At 70.5% G+C, this 3,609-nt stretch carries 5 protein-coding genes; 3 read left to right on the forward strand and 2 right to left on the reverse strand.

Translation table 11 applies throughout. The features are described from left to right. On the forward strand, positions 1–459 hold a 459-nt coding region (locus KDL01_RS39845; RefSeq protein ID WP_212533912.1), incomplete at its 5' end, for a helix-turn-helix domain-containing protein. On the opposite strand, the gene KDL01_RS39850 is transcribed toward KDL01_RS39845, so the two are convergent. Both KDL01_RS39850 and KDL01_RS39855 read right to left on the reverse strand, forming a co-directional pair. Then, the gene (locus KDL01_RS39850; RefSeq protein ID WP_212533913.1) at positions 439–1,107 is read right to left on the reverse strand and encodes a LysE family translocator; all 669 of its coding nucleotides are present in this window, start codon (positions 1,105–1,107) and stop codon (positions 439–441) included. The genes KDL01_RS39845 and KDL01_RS39850 overlap by 21 nt on opposite strands. Positions 1,108–1,113: 6 nt before the next feature. Next, positions 1,114–1,860 (reverse strand): metallophosphoesterase, encoded by a 747-nt coding sequence (locus KDL01_RS39855; RefSeq protein WP_212533914.1) that lies wholly within the window; start codon positions 1,858–1,860, stop codon positions 1,114–1,116. Between the two features lie 83 nt (positions 1,861–1,943). Here KDL01_RS39855 and KDL01_RS39860 point away from each other — a divergent pair, with 83 nt between their 5' ends. Further along, positions 1,944–2,720 carry a CGNR zinc finger domain-containing protein gene (locus KDL01_RS39860; RefSeq protein ID WP_246577643.1) on the forward strand — a complete coding sequence of 259 codons (777 nt, stop codon included), beginning with the start codon at positions 1,944–1,946 and terminating at the stop codon, positions 2,718–2,720. Next, on the forward strand, positions 2,717–3,484 hold the full coding sequence (locus tag KDL01_RS39865) for a hypothetical protein (protein WP_212533916.1): 768 nt from the start codon (positions 2,717–2,719) through the stop codon (positions 3,482–3,484). The genes KDL01_RS39860 and KDL01_RS39865 overlap by 4 nt, the downstream gene beginning before the upstream one ends. Positions 3,485–3,609: the final 125 nt, after the last annotated feature.

Below are 3,609 nucleotides of genomic sequence, written 5' to 3' on the forward strand. Positions count from 1 at the left end.
GCCCTGTCCCCCGCCGACCACGCGAACCTGGCGCCCGTCACCGCCCAGCTCGCCGCGACACTGCTGCGCACCGCCGTCTCGAGGGACGATCCCGCGTCACGAGAGGCCGTGAACGGCTACCTGGTCGAACGAGCCGTTCTGTACATCCGGAGCAACTACTCACGCCCCGAACTCACGGCCGAGGAGATCGCCTGCGTGCACGGCGTCTCGGTCAGGCACCTGTTCCAGCAGTGGTCCACGCAGCCCCGGACGCTGATGGAGACCCTCCTGAGCGTTCGGCTGGCCGCCGCGCGCTCGCTGCTGACGCAGCAGCCGCAGCTGCCGGTCAACGTCGTCGCCCACCGCTGCGGCTTTCACGACGCATCGCACTTCACCCGTCGTTTCCGCGCGGCCCACGGCACCTCGCCCACCCAGTACCGCCATGGAGAGCTCCCGGGCCTAGGCAAGGGCACTGCGTAGCCCGAGGCCGACGAGCACGCAGCCGGTGGCGCGCTTCCAGATGCTCGTGGCGTGGGTGGAGCTCAGCAGTCTCCTCGCGCCGGCCAGGACGGCCGTCCAGCACGCCAGCCAGGTGCAGACCAGCAGGCCTTGCGCGGTGGCGAGGGTGAGGATCTGCGGGGCCAGGTGCCGGTGCGGATCGAGGAACTGGGGGATCAGCGTCAGGAATATGGACGCCGCCTTCGGATTGAGCACGTTGGCGAGCAGCGCGTGCCGATACGCGACGAGGGTTCCGGTGGGACGCGGATCCGGGCCCTGCGTCTCCGGGCCCTGCGTATCAGAATCCTGTGTATTTGGATCCTGCGTTGCGTCGACCGGCGGACGAGAGCCGGTGCGCAAGCAGCTGACGCCGAGCGCGATCAGGTAGGCCGCGCCGGCCAGCCTGACGGCCTCGAAGGCGTCGCTCGAGTGCATGACCAGCGCGGACAATCCGGCGATGGCGAGCGTGGCGTGCACGTAGAGCCCGGTGACGGTGCCGAGTATGACCGGCAGGGCACGCCGACGCCCGTGTGCGGTGACCTCTCGGATCAGCAGGCTGAAACTGGCTCCGGGTGTGGCGACGAGCGGGAAGACGGCGGCGAGGAACGCGAGGATGACCGCGGGACGCATCCGCGGCTACTGCCCCGTCGAGGCGGTCCGGAAGTGGGTGGCGATCCGGCCCCTCTCGACGGTGTGCAGGGCGAGGCCCACGGGTGCCTCGAGATCGGCGATCTGCCCGGACCGCGGGGGCATGACGAGGGTCCAGGTGACCGCGGGTGCCAGTAGGACGGGCCGGGAGGCGAAACTCGAGGCCGCGGCCGTGTGGGCGTGGCCGGCGAGGACCGCGATGACCTGCGGGTGCCGGTCCAGCAGGTCGGCGAGCGCGTCGGGATTGGTCAGCGGCGCGCTGTCCGGCAGCGGGTGGTGGACCGGAACGGGCGGGTGGTGCATGACCACGATCGACGGGCCCTGATTTTCGGGCTCGGCGAGGGTGTCCTCGATCCAGGCGACGGTGGCCTCGTCGAGCCGCCCCTCGCTGTGGCCCGGGATGGTCGAGTCGCACATCAGGATGGTCAGATCCTCGATGCGGTGCACGGAGTTGACGGGCCGGTCGTCTTCCGGCTCGCCGAGCAGCACGCTGCGCAGCGCCCCGCGCGCATCGTGGTTGCCGGGGCAGAACAACACCGGGAAGGGCACGCTGAGCAGCTCGGCGACCTCGCGGTATTCGTCCGGGTCGCCGTGGTCGGCGATGTCGCCGGTGACCAGGAGCGCGTCCGGCGGGGTCGGCAGGGCACGAAGGTGGTCCGCGGCGAGCCGGACGCGGTGCGTGGCGCGTGCGGTGCCGTCGACGTGCAGGTCGCTGATATGGGCGAGCAGGGTCATGCCGTCCCCCTCCGAGCGGCCACATTCGGCCGCTAACGTATAAAATTGATTTGCCGTTAGGTGACTGTAAGACGTGGGGCGTGATGGAATCAAGTGAGAACTCGTCCTCGGACGCGGCGGAACAGGAGGTCGGCATGCACCGGTGGCTTGCCCTGGAACTTGCGGGCACGATCCGCCACGACGGAAACGGCGGGGTGGCCGACGAGCTGAGCACCCCGGCCCAGCTGTCCGCGTGGATCCAGGCCCAGCAGGCCGAGCACACCCTGCCGGAGCTCCGGCACGCCGACACGCCGTTCGCAGTGGACGAATACGCGCGGAACGCGGTGGTCTCGGTGCGCACGGCCGTGCGTGCGCTGCTGGCCCGCGCAGTGGCCCCCGCCGCGCCCAGCCGCGCGGACGCGGACCGGCTCCCCAAGGCGGCGGACGCGCTCGACCACCTCAACCTGGTCGCCGCGCGCGTACCCGCCACCCTCAGCCTGCACTGGCCCACCGACCCCGGACACGCGCCGACCACGCGGTTCACCGAGGCCGCCACCACCGACCCCCTCGACCGGCTGACCTCGATCCTGGCGCGAGAGGCGATGCTGTTCCTGGCCGACGAGGACAGCCGACGGCTCGCCGCCTGCAGCGCCCCGAGGTGCGTGCGCTACTTCCTCAAGGAACACGGACGGCAGGAGTACTGCAAACCCTCCTGCAGCAACCGGGCCCGCGTCGCACGGCACTACCAACGTCGTCAGGAGGCTGCGACGTCGGAGCTCGAGACGGGCTCGGCGGGCGAGGTGGATGCAGCGGGCTCGGTGGGCGCAATGGGCGCGGCGGGCTCGGCCGGCCAATCCGTGGCCGAACAGGGGAAGCCATGACGAAGTTCCGCGTCAACGTCTGCCTGAAGCCGTGCGCCACGCACGAAGTCAACGCCGCGCTGGCCGCCGCCATGGCACCGTTCGACATGAACCTCAGCGACGACTTCAACCCCCACGGCGAATGGGACTGGTGGCGCATCGAGGCCGAACCCGGCCACCGCTTCACGGTCAAGCCCGAGCACAACGGCGACCCCCGCCTCATCTACGCAGACGACGATCGCGAGCCACTGCGCTGCGACGGCGGACCTCGCGGCCTGCTCGACTTCGACGCCACCCGCCGGCAAGCCGTCGACCAGGCCCGCGCCGAATGGCAGGCCGAGCAACTCGACTTCCGAAGACTCCTCGCCGACCACCCGCCGGCGCAGCCCCTGACCGCCTTCCTTGCCCGCCACAACGCGGACCCCGAGGGCTACCCGCGCGAGCAGGCCGTAGCCGACCACCACACCCAGCCCCTGGTCCGCGCGCTCAACCATCGCTCAGCCTGGGACCGCTACCCGAACCTGGGAGTCTGGGCACTCGGCCCCGACTCCGACCCGATCACCCGATACACCCGCGGACCACAGCCGGAAATCGACGAAGCAGCGGCGTGGGCCGTGACGAGATACGCCCTGCTCACTCTCGAGGGCGAGTGGATCGACCCGACCCGACTCGGGTCGTTCGCCGAGCCCCACCCCGGCGAGGCTGCCCCCGCGGCATACGCCCGGCAGTCCAGCACCTACCTCGACGGCCTCCACGAGGACTGCGTCATCGTGACCCTGCTCTGAGGTTGTCCCGAGTCTCGTGGATCTTCGGTGACGGTCTGGGTTGATTCTATGCGGCGCGCAGTTGCTTGACGGGCTTGTCGGCGTGCTCCGTCCGGGTGGTTTCTTCGAGTGCTGTGATCAGGGCG

This window comes from Actinospica durhamensis (genome assembly GCF_018139695.1).
Lineage (GTDB): Bacteria > Actinomycetota > Actinomycetes > Streptomycetales > Catenulisporaceae > Actinospica > Actinospica durhamensis.